Annotated in this window: 11 protein-coding genes; 3 read left to right on the top strand and 8 right to left on the bottom strand. The window is 40.2% G+C overall.

Features of this window, described 5'->3' with window-relative positions; translation table 11 throughout:
* Positions 1-119: 119 nt before the first annotated feature.
* Positions 120-362: a hypothetical protein gene (locus tag CWC17_RS13365; protein WP_138540720.1), complete on the top strand. Its 243-nt coding sequence runs from the start codon at positions 120-122 to the stop codon at positions 360-362.
* Positions 363-483: 121 nt separating this feature from the next.
* On the opposite strand, the gene topA is transcribed toward CWC17_RS13365, so the two are convergent.
* On the bottom strand, positions 484-3183 hold the full coding sequence (gene topA / locus CWC17_RS13360; RefSeq protein WP_138613372.1) for a type I DNA topoisomerase: 2700 nt from the start codon (positions 3181-3183) through the stop codon (positions 484-486).
* Between the two features lie 249 nt (positions 3184-3432).
* Positions 3433-6738, bottom strand: coding sequence for an Ig-like domain-containing protein (locus CWC17_RS13355; RefSeq protein ID WP_138613370.1), 3306 nt, complete (start codon positions 6736-6738; stop codon positions 3433-3435).
* Positions 6739-6926: 188 nt separating this feature from the next.
* On the opposite strand from CWC17_RS13355, the gene CWC17_RS13350 reads away from it, so the two are divergent.
* Positions 6927-8258, top strand: coding sequence for a dicarboxylate/amino acid:cation symporter (locus CWC17_RS13350; protein WP_138613368.1), 1332 nt, complete (start codon positions 6927-6929; stop codon positions 8256-8258).
* A 60-nt stretch (positions 8259-8318) separates the two neighbouring features.
* Here CWC17_RS13350 and sohB read toward each other — a convergent pair whose 3' ends face one another.
* The gene (gene sohB, locus CWC17_RS13345; RefSeq protein WP_138540724.1) at positions 8319-9335 is read right to left on the bottom strand and encodes a protease SohB; all 1017 of its coding nucleotides are present in this window, start codon (positions 9333-9335) and stop codon (positions 8319-8321) included.
* Between the two features lie 100 nt (positions 9336-9435).
* A complete protein-coding gene (locus CWC17_RS13340) occupies positions 9436-11865 on the bottom strand; it encodes a VolA/Pla-1 family phospholipase (RefSeq protein ID WP_138613366.1) in 2430 nt (809 codons plus the stop codon).
* A gap of 227 nt (positions 11866-12092) precedes the next feature.
* On the opposite strand from CWC17_RS13340, the gene CWC17_RS13335 reads away from it, so the two are divergent.
* Positions 12093-12839 carry a YciK family oxidoreductase gene (locus CWC17_RS13335; RefSeq protein ID WP_055015002.1) on the top strand — a complete coding sequence of 249 codons (747 nt, stop codon included), beginning with the start codon at positions 12093-12095 and terminating at the stop codon, positions 12837-12839.
* Positions 12840-12911: 72 nt separating this feature from the next.
* On the opposite strand, the gene rluB is transcribed toward CWC17_RS13335, so the two are convergent.
* From rluB to CWC17_RS13315, 4 genes are all read right to left on the bottom strand, one after another.
* The gene (gene rluB, locus CWC17_RS13330) at positions 12912-13781 is read right to left on the bottom strand and encodes a 23S rRNA pseudouridine(2605) synthase RluB (protein WP_055015003.1); all 870 of its coding nucleotides are present in this window, start codon (positions 13779-13781) and stop codon (positions 12912-12914) included.
* Complete coding sequence (gene scpB / locus CWC17_RS13325) at positions 13778-14368, bottom strand: SMC-Scp complex subunit ScpB (RefSeq protein WP_055015004.1); 591 nt, start codon at positions 14366-14368, stop codon at positions 13778-13780. The genes rluB and scpB overlap by 4 nt, the downstream gene beginning before the upstream one ends.
* A gap of 152 nt (positions 14369-14520) precedes the next feature.
* Positions 14521-15042, bottom strand: coding sequence for an EF-hand domain-containing protein (locus CWC17_RS13320; RefSeq protein ID WP_055015005.1), 522 nt, complete (start codon positions 15040-15042; stop codon positions 14521-14523).
* 221 nt (positions 15043-15263) lie between these two features.
* Positions 15264-15695, bottom strand: coding sequence for an exonuclease III (locus CWC17_RS13315; RefSeq protein ID WP_138613364.1), 432 nt, complete (start codon positions 15693-15695; stop codon positions 15264-15266).
* Positions 15696-15850 lie beyond the last annotated feature (155 nt).

The following is a 15850-nucleotide window of genomic DNA, read 5'->3' as shown; positions in this document are numbered from 1 at the left end:
TTTATTTTAATTTCGTTTAAAAATCACTATACCAACAGAATTGTTCTGCATTGGGCACTGTTTAAATACCACTTTAAAATGTATTTAAATCGTCAAACTATTTATTTAGGAATCAACAAATGAATAAAGCACTGCTAGCGTTAATAGTTGCGCCACTTTTTTCTGTTTCTGCAACAGTTGCCATCGCAGACGATGCACCTGCTGCTTCTGCACAAACAATTAAAGAATACACAGATATGTGTGTAAACTGGGCTAAAGATGACGATGTAGCGAATGAAGACCTTTTAGGTTACGTACTTCAATGTGTAAATGATGAACTGCAGTCTGAAGGTTATAAAAAAGTATCATCTGTAAAAATTTAAATTATGAGTATATATGTGGCTAACAAAGCCATTGCGAAGCATATGAACTTATAAAAAAACCGGAACGACACAGGCTGTGCGTTCCGGTTTTTTACTGGCTAAAAAACAAGTAACGGGTTAGTTACTCTTCTTCTTTTTTAGCTTTTGTCTTTTTTGCAGGCGCTTTTTTAGTAGCAGCCTTCTTTTTAGGTGCTGCTTTTTTCTTCGCTTCTTCTACCCATTTACCCGCTTCGTAGTGTGCGGTCCAGCCTGTGGCTTTTCCGTCGACTTCAGTCATCACGTATTGCGCTTTATTTTTACGGCTATAACGTACTACCGCTAAATTACCATCAGGATCTTTTTCTGGTGCATCAGCTAAATAATAAAACTTAGGTGAAATACGGTCTCTAAAACGCTTTAGCTCGGCCACTTTAGGCGCGCGCGTCTCGCGTGATTTAGGAAAAGTATTAGCCGCTAAGAAAATACCCGCAGCCCCGTCACGTAAAACAAAATAAGCTTCTGACTTTTCACATTCAAGTTCAGGTATGTGAACAGGGTCCTCTTTTGGTGGCGCAGCTTCGCCGTTTTTAAGTAACTTACGCGTATTTTTACACTCTTCGTTGTTACAACCAAAATACTTACCAAAACGGCCCGATTTAAGCTCCATGTCTGAGCCACATTTATCACATTCGATAATAGGCCCATCGTACCCTTTAATTTTAAAGGTACCTTGTTCAACAATATACCCTTCACAAGCGGGGTTATTACCACAAACATGTAATTTACGAGTTTCGTCTATTAGATAAGAGTCCATAGCCGTTTCACAGATTGGGCAGCGTTTCATTTGCATTAATGTTTCTGTTTCAATGTCCTCAACATCAGCAGCAACCGCTTCATCTCCTGAAACTAAGTTCATTGTGGTTGTACAGCGCTCTTTAGGCGGTAAGTTATAACCTGTACACCCTAAAAATACACCTGTAGATGCTGTGCGAATACCCATTTTTCTAGCACATGTAGGACAATCAATGTCGGTTTCGACCATTTGATTCAAGCGCATACCGCCCTGATCTGGCTCATCTTTGGCTATATTTAATTGCGTAGAAAAATCAGCATAAAACTTATCAAGCACCTGGGTCCATACACGCTCGCCTTCGGCGATGTCATCTAAACGCCCTTCCATTTTTGCAGTAAAGTCAAAGTTCATTAAATCAGTGAAGTTTTCTACTAAACGGTCGGTAACTATTTCACCCATTTTTTCGGCAAAAAAGCGACGGTTTTCTACTCTTACATAACCACGGTCTTGAATTGTCGAAATAATTGATGCGTACGTAGATGGACGACCAATACCACGTTTTTCTAGCTCTTTTACTAAACTTGCTTCACTAAAGCGTGCTGGCGGTTTAGTAAAGTGCTGTTTAGGATCAAGCTCAATTAAGCTCAGTACTTCGCCTTCTTTAACAGCAGGAAGAGACTGATCTTCTTCATTCTTTTTACGCACTGCTGGTTGTACTTTAGTCCAACCATCAAAGCGTAATACTCGACCTTTAGCTTTAAGTTGGAAGTCGCTAGCGGCCACAGTAAGCGTTGTAAGGTCATATTCTGCAGGTACCATTTGGCACGCTACAAATTGACGCCATATTAGCTCGTAAAGCTTTTTAGCGTCGGCATCGACACCTTCAACATGGCCCGAAAGCACAGTCACGCTTGAAGGACGAATCGCTTCGTGCGCTTCTTGCGCGTTACCTTTAGAGCTATAGCTGATTGGATCTTTTGGTAAATACTTGGCACCAAACTCTTGGGTTACATAATCACGACACATTTCAACCGCATCTTTAGACAGATTAGTTGAGTCAGTACGCATATACGTGATGTAACCACCTTCGTATAAACGCTGTGCAAGCATCATGGTCTTTTTAACGCCATACCCTAAACGGGTGCTAGCAGCTTGTTGCATGGTTGAAGTGATAAAAGGTGCGCTTGGGCGGCTTTTACTTGGTTTTTCTTCAACATTTATTACTTTATATTCTGCGCTCTCAAGCGTTTTGACTGCGGCTGTAGCCTGAGCCTCATTAACTGGCTTAAATGGCTTGTCTGCTTGTTTAGTGACTTCTAAGCGTAATTGTGACTCGCTGTTTTTAACATCGGCGTGTATATCCCAAAATTCTTCTGGAATAAACGCTTTAATTTCACGCTCGCGCTCTACTAATAAACGAACCGCAACAGATTGTACACGCCCTGCTGAAAGACCACGTGCTACTTTTGCCCATAATAACGGCGATACCATAAAACCCACTACACGGTCTAAAAAACGACGTGTTTGTTGGGCATATACCATGTCGGTATTTAGCTCACCAGGAGTTTCAAACGCTTGCTGAATCGCATTTTTTGTAATTTCGTTAAATACAACACGTTTGTATTTTTCAGGCTCACCACCAATAATTTCTTGAAGGTGCCAAGCAATTGCTTCCCCTTCTCTATCCAAATCCGTTGCGAGATAGACTTGGTCTGCATTTTCGGCCAGCTTTTTTAACTCTTGAACTACTTTTTCTTTACCTGGCAAAATTTCGTAATGTGGCTCCCACCCTTTTTCAGGATCAATCCCCATACGTGCAACTAAGTTTCTGTAATCTCGTTGCTGTTTATACGCTGCTTTTTCTTCAGGCTCCATTTTACGAACTTCAGCTGGCGTTTTAGTCGCCGGTACTTTAGCTTTACTCGAACCTGATGTAGGTAAATCACGCACATGTCCAATACTGGACTTTACGATGAAGTCTTTACCTAAGTATTTATTAATTGTTTTAGCCTTAGCAGGTGACTCTACAATTACTAGCGATTTGCCCATAGTTGCCTATTTCTAACCAAATATTTAAATGTGTTTTGCCGACATAAACGGCGCGAATATTTATAGGTATATCTACAAACACCTATTGTTACAAGCTTTTAATACAAACTTTTCAGTATTTACTGAATAAACAAACAATTTTTGTAGTTAAATTATACAAACCAGTGTTTTTCAAATAATTGCTGTGGAATATATAGAACACAAATAAAAAAGCCAACCTTAAGGTTGGCATTTTTTACATTACCGCGTTTATAAATCGTCGGTTACGGTTACAGAAAGTGTACTTTCTAAACCAGAAGGCGCTTCAGCAGTAACAGTTAAAATACCGCTAAACTGCTCGTTACCCCCATCTAAATCTTCTCGCGTAATACCAAAAGATAAACCAACAGGAACAATACTCGTGGTATTTGGGTAAGTATAGTTATCGGTGCCTGTTAAAATACCATTGTCTGTATCAATAGAAATAGTAGTTTCAGCTGGCATTGGGTTATTGTATATGTCTGCTATAAATACCGTAAGTCCTAAACTCGCTGTGCCAGATGCAGTTTGGGTTAAATCAATTGCATCAACCTGACACATTAACGCGCTAGTAGGGTCGTTTTGTACACGGCGTACAAGTGGGCTTGCAGGGTCACTGTTTACACGCACCTCTGAAGCGGTTGCCCCTGCAATAGCAGAACAATCATCAGCGTATGTAACTAGTCTAAAGAATGCAGTATCTCCTGACATTACGATTTCTTGGTTTTGAAAAACGTTAACCATTTGACGGCTACAAATACCGGCAAGTTCGTCTTCTTCGCGACACAGCAAACCGTTATACAAACCATTTTCTGTAGTCCAGGTCCCATTTCCATCAAAATCAACAAACTCTTCAAACTCATCGCCCGTTGAATTATCACGTGAACATGGGTCTGTACCATCGTTACAGTCTTTGCCACCATAAGTGCCATCTTCATTATTATCGATAAAGGCTTCTGGAATATCGAATAAATCATCAAAGAAATCTTCACTGTCAAAGTAGCCGTTTCCATTTAAATCAGAGAACGTTTCTTCACCAATAGCATAAGCATGCACAGTAGCACGTCCACCTAGCGGTAAATCAACTGTTAAGTCATTATTTAAAATACCTAATGGGCAAGGTAAGCCGCCATCACACTTTTGAGCAATGGTATTTTCATACATCGAATCAGTAAACGGGCGTGGGTTGCTACTGGTCCACGTGACGCTACACACACCATTCGTGGTTGTACAGCTTGGCTCTATAACGCCCCCTTCTGTTATAAAGGTAACAGCTGTTCCATCTGGTACAGGGTTGTTAAAATGATCAGCAAGACGCGCGTTAACCGACACTGTATTACCATCAACATTTAATGCGTGAGGGTTAAAAATAGAACGCGAAAGCGAAAAGCTATTTTGGTCGGCAATACCTGTACTTACTACAAGTATGTCTGAAGGTGCTGTTACGATAACCGTATCGCCATCAACCTCTTCTTCGCTAGATGCAATAACGCGTACAGGTGTAGCAATTGAACCAGATTGAACAGAAGTCGTTACTTCACCGCTAGCATTAGTAATTGCACTAGCAGTACCTAATGTTATACCACCTACTGCTGTAGACAACTCAAAGTTCACAGTTCTAGACGCTAAATCGTTACCATTTGAATCAACAAGTTTAAATGTTACTTCAGAAATTTCAGTTCTGTCAGCGCCACCGGTTCCTTTTAATGCGATAACTGGTTCAGTAACTTCTACAAATTGTAAAAAGCCAATATTAGCAGGCGATACATTAATAGTCGTACTGGCCGAAACCGTATCACCGCCTGTAATTACAGTCGCTGTAATTATATCGCCACCTACACACGTAAGCGGACGGTATGTAGAGCGCGCAAAGCCGCCAATGCTGGTTACTGTCTCGTCTATAAGGGCTTGGCCAGAGCCAACACAACCAGATGAAAACTCAACAGTAAGTGGTGTCGTGTATAGCTCACCATCTTTTGAAATTTCAATTGAAATAAGTGCTGTTGCACCTGCAGCTAATAGCTCGTCCTCTGCAAGCGAACTGCTAATGGCAATTTCAACATCTACAGCAGCAATTTGAAATGCTTTAGTTAAAGCACTATCAAGAACAGATACGGTAATTTCACCAGCACCTACATCTTGTCCTGGCACTATATCTAAAAGTGCAATACCGTTTGCATCAGTAATGGCTGTGCCCGTTGAAGGTGTAATTGAGCCAATTGTTGTGCTTGCTGTTACCAAAGTTTGTGAAAGTGGTGTTGTCGAATTTTCATTTGTTACTTGTACGTAAAGAATCGCGGTTGAATCACCAGAAATACTCGTCACAGTGTCACATTGGCTTGCATCTCTTTGTGATTTAAAGTCTGCAGGACAATTTTGTAAAATAGAAAAGCTAATATCGGCAGTACTTTGGTCTGGATTTACAGCATCCCCTTTTGTATAAAAACCCAGAGTTTGTTCAACGCCTTCGTACTGCGCTGTTATAACACCTGCCCCTTCAACAGTTCCCGACGTTAAATTAATTGATGCAACGCCGCTGCCATTTGTGAGTGCAGTACCAATACTTGGAATTAAGTTTCCTAATGTTGATGAGAAGTTTACAACCGCCCCTTCAACTTCAACGCCATCGCCGTCTAATATAGTTGCTTTAACTACCGCACTGTCAGCTGCGCTGATTGTACTAATTTCTGATAAAGTCGTTGAAGAGGTAAGGCTCAAACCGATAGAAAAGTCTAGTGACTCACCTTGAATGGGTGCATCGCCTTCGGTCGTAAACGTGTAACCGTCCGAGCTAAAAACTGTATTTTCATTATCGGTGTAAGTTGCGACAATTGAGCCAGCCCCCGCTTCAGTCCCCGCAAGTAAGCTAATTGTTGCAATGCCCTGTTCGTTCGTTAAAGCTGTTCCATTAGTAGGGTTTATACTACCTAAACCAGTAAGCACAAACTCAATTAATTCGTAAGCAGCTGGTTCATTATCAATTAATAGCTCAACTTGTGCAGTAGCAGGGTTTAAATAATCAACACTTCGCGTTACATCTCCAGATGAATCAACAAGTGAGACGCTCAATTGTGGATCTGTTGATTGAGCACCATCCGATTCAAATGCAAACGTGTCAGTATAACTTACACCATCTAGCGTATAGGTTGCGGTGACTTCACCAGCTCCTGCATTTTCACCAGCGGTAAGTTCTATTGACGCTATACCGTTTGACTGGGTCAAGGCTGTGCCTGTGATAGGGTTTAGTTCACCTATAGAGTCTGCAAGGGTAAAAGTAATACGCTCACCTGAAACTGCATCGCCATCTGCATCCTCTAAAGTTGCTCTAAGTTCTAAAGGAGCAGTGGCTGTGACAGTGTTTGACTCAGTGTCACTAGATTGGGTGTAACCCTTTAAAGTTACCGTATAAGTGGATGTTTCTGTTGTAGAATCGTCATCATCTCCGATGGTGCCGTCTTTTTCGATTGTTCCACCACCACCACAAGCGCAAAGCAAAATGCTAAATAGTGTAATGCTGAGTAGTCGCGTTAAAGGCATTGACCTCTCCCTAGCGTTGTTATTATTTACTAATAGTCGTTTACCTAATATTAACCTATAACTTAGTCTAATATCACAGTTTTTTATCACTTTTTTGTGTAAAAAATTCTGCAAAGGTTATTTTTTTCTGTAGTAAATATTTCCTTGCTGGTAGTCTATGGCAAATTTGAAAAAATAGATTAGGGAATATGTCTAAAATACGTTCAATGAGTTTAACTACCCGTATCATGATAGGTATGGCACTGGGTATTGCAGTAGGCTTTTTATTTCAGGCTATATTAGCTGGTGAAGACGATTATCTAATTCCTCTTGGGTTATTCTCTTTGCCAATTAAAGCTTTTTTTGTAGATGGCCTTTTCCATGTTGGCGGACAAATTTTTATTGCCAGTTTAAAAATGCTGGTTGTGCCGCTCGTATTCGTATCACTCGTGTGCGGTACGTGTAGCCTGAGCGATCCTAAAAAATTAGGGCGTTTAGGTGGTAAATCTATTGGCTTATATTTAGTAACAACCGCGGTGGCTATTACTGTCGCTATTTCGCTGGCGTTGTTATTTAACCCTGGCCAAGGTATTGCACTGCCATCAGATGCAAGCTTTAATGCCAAAGAAGCCCCTACACTGGCGCGCGTTATTATCGATATGTTCCCGACTAACCCATTTGAAGCAATGGCAAAAGGCAACATGCTACAAGTTATTGTGTTTGCGCTATTATTTGGTGTTTCAATGGCCCTAAGCGGTAAAGCTGGTAAACGTGTAGCCGCCGTATTTGAAGATTTAAACACGGTTATTTTAAAACTTGTCACGTTACTGATGAACATTGCGCCTTACGGCGTATTCTTTTTAATGGCTAAACTTTTCACGACTATCGAAATGGGCTTAATACTCAGCTTAGCTAAGTACTTCCTTGTGGTAGTGGCTGCGTTATTAATTCACGCATTCATTAATTACAGCGTTATTCTAAAAGTACTAACCGGCCTCAACCCACTTACTTTCTTAGCTAAAATGAAGCATGCGTGTTTATTTGGCTTTAGTACTTCAAGTTCAAGCGCGACGATGCCTATAACACTTGAAACTGCAACCAAAAAACTCGGTGCTAATAACTCAGTAGCATCTTTTACAATCCCGCTTGGCGCAACCATTAACATGGATGGCACAGCTATTATGCAAGGCGTAGCAACAGTATTTATTGCACAAGTGTTTGCTGTTGATTTAACGATTTCTGACTATTTAATGGTTATTTTAACCGCAACGCTTGCCTCGGTGGGCACCGCAGGTGTACCTGGTGTAGGTTTGATTATGCTTGCAATGGTACTTAACCAAGTGGGTTTACCAGTAGAAGGGATAGCAATTATTATTGGTGTTGACAGACTCCTCGATATGACGCGTACAGCCGTTAATATAACGGGTGACTGTATGGTAACGTGTGTGGTTGCTAAATCAGAAGGTCAACTAGATGAAACAATATTTAACGACCCGAACGCAGCTAAAGACCTAGAAAATTATCACAAATCTACGGAGTAGTATTTTAGCTAAAAAAAACCCTTGCATAGCAAGGGTTTTTTATTACCGTTTAATAACGGTTTATGGATTCATTGCTTTAAACCGAGACATTAAATTAACGCCTGCTCTATTTATAGAACTACTCAGCCCTATCGCTAACTTATCACTTAATCCTTTCTTGATTTTGTATTTTACTTTGTATATTTGACGCTCAGATTGTTGCTCTAATAATGCATCATCACTAGTTTTAATTACATCCACTAAGCCTTTTTCAATTGCTTGTGTTGCAAACCAATGCTCACCTGTTGCCACGTTATCAATATTGAGTGATGGGCGTTGGCTACTTACAAACTCTTTAAATAGACCGTGCGTTTGCTCTATCTCATCACGAAATTTTTCACGGGCTTTATCTGTGTTTTCGCCGAACAAAGTTAACGTGCGTTTAAATTCGCCTGCTGTAATTTGCTCAAACTCTACATCGTTTTTCTTTAAAATTTTATTAAAGTTAGGTATCTGTGCAATTACACCAATAGAGCCAACAATCGCAAAAGGAGCGGCTAATATTTCATCGGCTACACAGGCCATCATGTAACCGCCACTCGCTGCAACTTTATCAATAGAGACCGTAAGGTTAATACCTGCTGTTTTAAAGCGCTGTAATTGCGATGCAGCTAAACCATAGCCGTGCACCACACCGCCCCCGCTCTCTAAGCGAACTAATACTTTATCTTTTTTGGGGTCAGCAATAGCAATAATAGCGGTCACTTCTTCGCGTAGGCTTTCAACTTCATGAGCGTCCATACTACCTATAAAATCAATAACATATAGGCGTGGCTTCGGCTCATCACTTGCCGCTTTTTTAGATTCGGCTTTTTGCGCTTTATGATGCGCTTTTAGCTCTTTTTTAGTTAACGTATTTTCTAAAAAACTGTGTTTTAAGTCATCTAACTGCTCAGATAAATCGTCTATTTCTATTGCCCCTTTTTTAGTTTTAGGCTTCACTGCTGAGCCAACAATAAGCGTTAAAATAATTGCAATAGCAATAACAAAGGTAACCGTTTTTGCAAAAAACAAACCGTATTCGTATAAAAATTCCAACTGGTCTCTCCATTTATAAATTTAAGCTAATTTATCATGCTTTATAACAAAAAAAAGCCACTAAACAGTGGCTTTTAAAGGTTAATAAGGTATTTGCTGATTAATCGGTCACCACCTCAGGGTTACTGACTAATAACATACGCCCGCGTGCGGCTAAATAAGTCGCTACTTGCAGCTGCATTTCAGCATTTGCGGCTGCACTGCCTTCAACAGTTGCCGCTTGGGCTTCATCTTGCGCAGGTGTTAAAATTGAACCATGGTGACCTTTTGTAAATTTCACCAAGTAGCTACCCGGCGTTTCACTGAGTGCTTGTGAAGTACTTACTGTTTCTAGCCCCATAAAGTTTGCTAAAGGAATCGTTCCTGAAATTGGGTTATTTGTTGCCGCTGGCGGAATAACCTGATCAGGTTTGTTATCTGCGCCATCGCCTACAACAACATTAGTGTACACAGGTGTACCTAATGCATTTACCGCTGCTGCGTAATTTGTTGGGTCACCACTATCAAGTGCGGTTTGCGCAGCAAAAGCAAATTCAGTCATTACCGCTTGGATGTTAGCAAGTTTTGTAGTTTCCCCAGCCGTAGTAAGTGAGGTTACATACGCTTGGTAGCCACACGTTAAAAACGCTTCCATATCAGGTAATAATGTACCACAGTTTGAAATAGCATCCGCTTGTAAAAATTCGTTAAACTCTTGAGATTCTGCTGTACCTGCTTGCGATAACACAGAGCCTTGAATAAATGGCCCAAACGCAGCCGACTCAAGTAAAAAGCTTGCTATACCGCCGCCGCCACTTGCAAGTGCTACAGTGTTTACCTTAAATAACGGGTCAACTGTGTCTGCAAGTGGGCTATTAGCTTGCGCTATAAATGCAGGTGCAACAATAGAGCCTAAAGAATGTCCTACATAGGTTACATCTTGCGCATTAATTGTTTCATCATTAATAAAGTTTAAACCTAAGCGTAAGCCTAATAAATCGGCAGATGATTGACGTAAGCTATCACGAGCAACTAATAATGAATTTAAGTTCATGTAACTAAGTACTGAACCCGTTGTGGCATTAAAGTCATCTGTGCCATCAGCATCCACGTCTACACCGCGCTCACCATGGCGAGGATGGTCAATCGCAGCGGTAGCAAAACCTTGAATTGAAAGTTGCGCTGTCAATGCCAACATGCTTTCTTTATCTGTTGTTATACCGTGTTGCATGATCACAACAGGCCAACCTGTTTCAGGCATTTCAATAGGGTCAAGGCCCTGTGAATCACGAATAAAATTAATAACCGGCAAAATTGGTTTAGTTATTTGCACTGGCACATTCGCCATACTTTGTACTTTTGGTATTGAGTTGTACTTAGTTAAATGGCGCGTAGAGTCTAAACCTAAATCACGTAATTGCCCGTTGCTCAAAGCCGCACAAAGTGCGTCGTTTTCGCTAATTGGGTCTGCAGGGAATGCTTCGCCCGCTGCCGCTTTGTAACCTAAAATAGCCACCGCGTTGTCACACATACCTTGCCAATATGTATCGTTTAAATCGCTTATTTCAGTACCGGTGGGTGTGCCTAAGTACATAGGTAACATTACGCTACCTTTTAAATATTGAACACCAGAAAACGCATCAGATACGCTCACACCCGCACTGGCAAATACTTGCTGTACATTAACCATAGCTTGTTCAGGTACACTTACCATTGGAGTTGGTAATGCGTCATTTTGTAAGCTAGCCGCAAGTAGGTTTTTAATTGTACCTAGCACTGGGCCTGCTGACTGAATGGTCATTGCTGCAGAAAATATAATGTCATCTTTAGTGATGTCACCCGAGCTCACCACTACATTTTCATAGCTATTTACTGCGGTTTGAAGACCTAGCTGTGCATCTGTAATTAATGGGGCTTCTTCACTGACTAAAGCATAAGTAGAAGACGGTTGAATAGAGCGCCCTTGAGAATCTTTCAAACCTGTGGTTAATACATTTATGTATGAACTACCCGGTGTGAATGGCTTTAAGGGTACAATAGCCACAGCGTCGCCAGAGGCTTGAGTAATAAAGTCTACGCCATAGGTTAATTCGCCAACCAGTTTACACGCTGTACCAGCTGCAACCGTAGCACAGTCTGGATCGGTTAAGCTTGCGCCCATCACCACTTCAAAAATTCTTACTGTACCGGGCGATGCTGCAGAGGTTTCATCAAGCGATACGCCAGTAGGAAAAGTTAAATCAATTTTGTAAGGTACCTGTGATGACCAGCCATCCAGCGCGCCTAGGGCTAGCTGTGGGTCTGCATAAGCAGTACGAGGTACTGAAACATTATCGTCATCTAATTCCCCAGGAATATTAATTGTGCCATCTTGTGTGCCGCTCATTAATAAATCGTTAGGAACAGATAGAACCCCATTAGCAGGGTCAAAAGTCACCGTGGCATTTGGAATTACGGTTGCAGTGTCGTTTTTAACATCTTCTAATGTTTCTCCGCCGCCACAACCTGCCAAGGCAGCTGTAACCGAGAGTGAGAGTAGCATTTTTTTCATATTTTTAGCTCCGCACATATCTTTATTTTTATAGTGTGTTCGTTCAAAGTAAGTGTGTTTAATCAGTGTAGTAAAGTTAAAACAATGTAATCAGTTTATTAATGAGACATTAGACCAGTTAAACTTAACGTAAAGTTTATAATTCCGCCACCTAAATTTTCAATAAATTCGATTACTTGACGATTTGCTATGTTAAAATCAAAAAAATTTTATAAATTGGTATTTATATGCAAACTTATCAAGCAACTCCAAATGCACTTCAAAATAAAGTAATTTTAATTACAGGTGCCGGCGATGGTATTGGCCGTGTAGCAGCAATTACCTACGCAAAGTATGGCGCAACAGTTATTTTACTCGGTAAAACAACAAATAAACTCGAATGCGTTTACGATGAGATTGTTAATGCTGGTTACCCTCAGCCTGCTATTGTGCCAATGGACTTAAAAGGCGCGACAAAACAAAACTACCGTGATTTAGCAGCCACAATTGAAAGCCAATTTGGTAAATTAGATGGCTTACTCAATAATGCGGGTATTTTAGGATCGCTTGGACCACTTGAGCACTTTTGCTCTTCTACGTTTGAAAACATCATGAAAGTGAATGTGACAGCGCAAGCTATGATCACTAAAGCACTATTCCCTGTACTGCGTAAATCAGATAATGCTTCTATCGTTTTCACCTCATCAAGCGTAGGCCGTAAAGGCCGTGAATTTTGGGGCCCTTATGCAATCTCTAAGTTTGCAGTGGAAGGTATGATGCAAACGTGGGCCTGTGAAGTAGGCAAAACGAATATCCGCGTCAATTGTATCAACCCTGGCGCTACACGTACTTCTATGCGTGCTGCCGCCTATCCAGGGGAAGATCGCGATAAACTTGCAACCCCAGAAGATTTAATGCCAACGTATCTATATTTAATGAGTGATGACTCAAGTGATGTAAACGGTGAATCTCTTGATGCACAACCAAAAAGGTAAGATGCATTTTTAATTAAAAAAAAGCCGCATAAATTGCGGCTTTTTTGTTAGTAATCTATTTTAAAAGCGATATTACTTACGCTTAGTTTGCTTAACACGCTGGTTATGTTTTTTAACAGCTTTGCGAATTTGGTTAATTTTAGCACGCTTATCTTTGCGTTTTTCAGGCATTACTGACAGTTTAGTTTGTGTTTCACGACCTAATTTAACGGTTTTACGCAAATAATTTACGGTTTCTAAATCAAGTTCAGCCCAGCCACCTTGAGGTAGGCGCTTATCAAGCTCTAACTTTCCGTAACGTATACGAATAAGGCGAGACACTTCTACATCCTGCGATTGCCATAAACGACGAACCTCGCGGTTACGCCCTTCGTTTAGCGTTACATTGTACCAACGGTTAATGCCTTCACCGCCCAGTGATTTAACCGTTAAAAATTTAGCCGGTCCATCTTCAAGCTCTACGCCACGCGTTAGGTTTTTAATGGTTTCATTGGTCACTTCACCAAATACACGGGCTGAATATTCACGTTCAACTTCATAACTTGGGTGCATTAAGCGGTTCGCTAACTCACCATCGTTGGTAAATAACATTAAACCAGCCGTATTAATATCTAGTCGCCCAACAGCAATCCAACGCTCACCGTCTATGCGTGGTAAACGGTCAAAAACAGTACGACGTCCTTCTGGGTCTTTACGTGTACTTAACTCCCCTTCAGGCTTGTTGTACATAATTACACGACAAATGCGGTCAGCTTTCTCTTCAATTTTAACTGTGTGGCCATCAACACGTATTAAGTCTGTTTCCTCAACACGGTCACCTAATTTAGCCACTTTACCATTAACACTAACGCGGTTTGCATCAATGTATTTTTCCATTTCACGTCGTGAGCCTACCCCTGCACGGGCTAGGACTTTTTGTAACTTTTCACCTTGAATACTCATTCGGATGGTTCTCTCACAGAAGGATCACTTAATAACTGGTTTATTTTGCTTTCCTGTTGCGCAGGCAATGCAGGGAGCTCATCCAAACCGGTTAAAGAAAAATAATCTAAAAATAATTTTGTTGTAGCATAAAGCGCTGGCTTACCAGGAACTTCTTTATGCCCTACTACTTTAACCCACTCTCGCTCAAGGAGGGTTTTAATAATTGCTGATCCGGTTGTTACACCTCTTACTTGCTCTATTTCACCCCGCGTTATTGGCTGCCTGTAAGCAATTAACGACAAAGTCTCTAATAGTGCACGAGAATATTTAGGTGCCCGTTCTTGCCATAAATTACTAAGCCAAGGGCTTAAACTACTACAGGCTTGAAAGCGATAACCACTGCCTACTTCAACGAGCTTAATACCACGCGTTTGGTAGTGAGTATGTATAGCCTCAATTGCAGTGTTAATTCGTGACATAGAAATAGCTAAATCAGCAAGTACTGTATCTTTTAAGAGGCGTTTACTAACAGGTTTGTCTGCAACAAATATTGCCGCTTCGATGATCTCAATTAATTGCTCATCACTAACTCGACGACCTGCCATACTGTCCTGCTTTGCCCTTCAAAATACGTAGCTATCTATTATGACAGAACATCGCAAAAGGGGGAAAATATATCTGCTTTTAAACCTAATTAAATGCATAAAAAAAGCCAGCAATTTATGCTGGCTCTTGTATATAGTATGTTTAGCTAATATTAGCTGTTTTTATAATGCTTAAGTGCATCATCTTCAGCCACGGCTTTACCGTATTTGCTAATATAACCTTTAAACTCACCTTTGCTGATGCGTTTATCGTTATTGTTATCCATGTAACCAAAATGGTTTGAAATATCGTCATCATCAGCTTCTTCTACTGAGATATAACCATTTCTATCGTTATCTAGACTTCTGAAATCATTTTCGATTTTATCAAATTTAGCAATTTTAGCTTTAAAAGCCGATTCACTTACTTCGCTGTCAGTTGCTACCTTACCGGTGTTTAACTGCATGTAAGTGTTAAATTCTTTACGACTGATTTCGTTATCCATATTGGTATCAATATTTGAAAAGTGACCCCAAATGTTATCGTCATCTGCTTCTACTTTTGAAATATAACCATCACTGTCGTTATCCAGACTTGCAAAATCACTATCGATTTTTTCAAGGCCTTGGTTAGAGGCACAAGCGGCTAAACTTAATGAAGCTAAAATTGTTGTTGCGAGTGTTAACTTTTTCATAAGACGTATCCTTGTAGTTAGTAAATGTCACTTTAACTAATACAAGTCCAGTGCCAAAGTGCACAATTCACAAAAAATCAATGAGTTACATAAAGTTAGTGTGTTTTATATACATTAATCAATTACTTAGCTTTGCAATGATTGCTGCCTACCTTGTAATTTTTGCAAAAAAATACCCAGTAAAAACTGGGCATTATTTTAATCTACATGTTGCTGCGCAATTAGATTGCTGCGTTTTGATAACGCTTTACAAATTCAGTAACATTTTGACCGTTACACTTTAACGAGTTTAAGTTACCAATTTTTTGGCGAACAGGCGTAAGACCTTTCTTTAACGCTGTGATACATAGCTGTGTTTCTTGTTGTGCATCTTTTGCAAACACTTCTACTTTTGATTTAGCAGCTTGGTTAGACGTTACTTTTTTAGCAATGTCGCGGATATCTTGGCCATTACATAAAACACTTTTAGAAAAACGCGATAAGTATACACCGTGTTGTGCTGCTTCTTTACGCGCTGCGCTAAAGCCTTCATTTGCACTTAATACACATAATTTAGATTCAAGTTTATTATCTTGGCTAAAGTAAGTGTTGCTTTTTGCTGATACAGACGCAGAGGCTAATAAAACAGTAGCTAAAAGTAATTGTGTTTTCATGAGAGAGATCCTATTTGAACGACTAAACAAGTAATTTTTGCGCATTATATATTCAATAATCGCGAGATCAATTGAATTTTTTATTTATTTAAATAATTAATAAAGCATTTACAATGTTTAAACTTTACACACCAATTGATCAACATTTGCGCAGC

This window comes from Pseudoalteromonas sp. S3785, assembly GCF_005887365.1.
Classification (GTDB): Bacteria; Pseudomonadota; Gammaproteobacteria; order Enterobacterales; family Alteromonadaceae; genus Pseudoalteromonas.
Note: the sequence above shows the minus strand (reverse complement) of the source record. Positions and strands in the feature narration are given on the sequence as shown.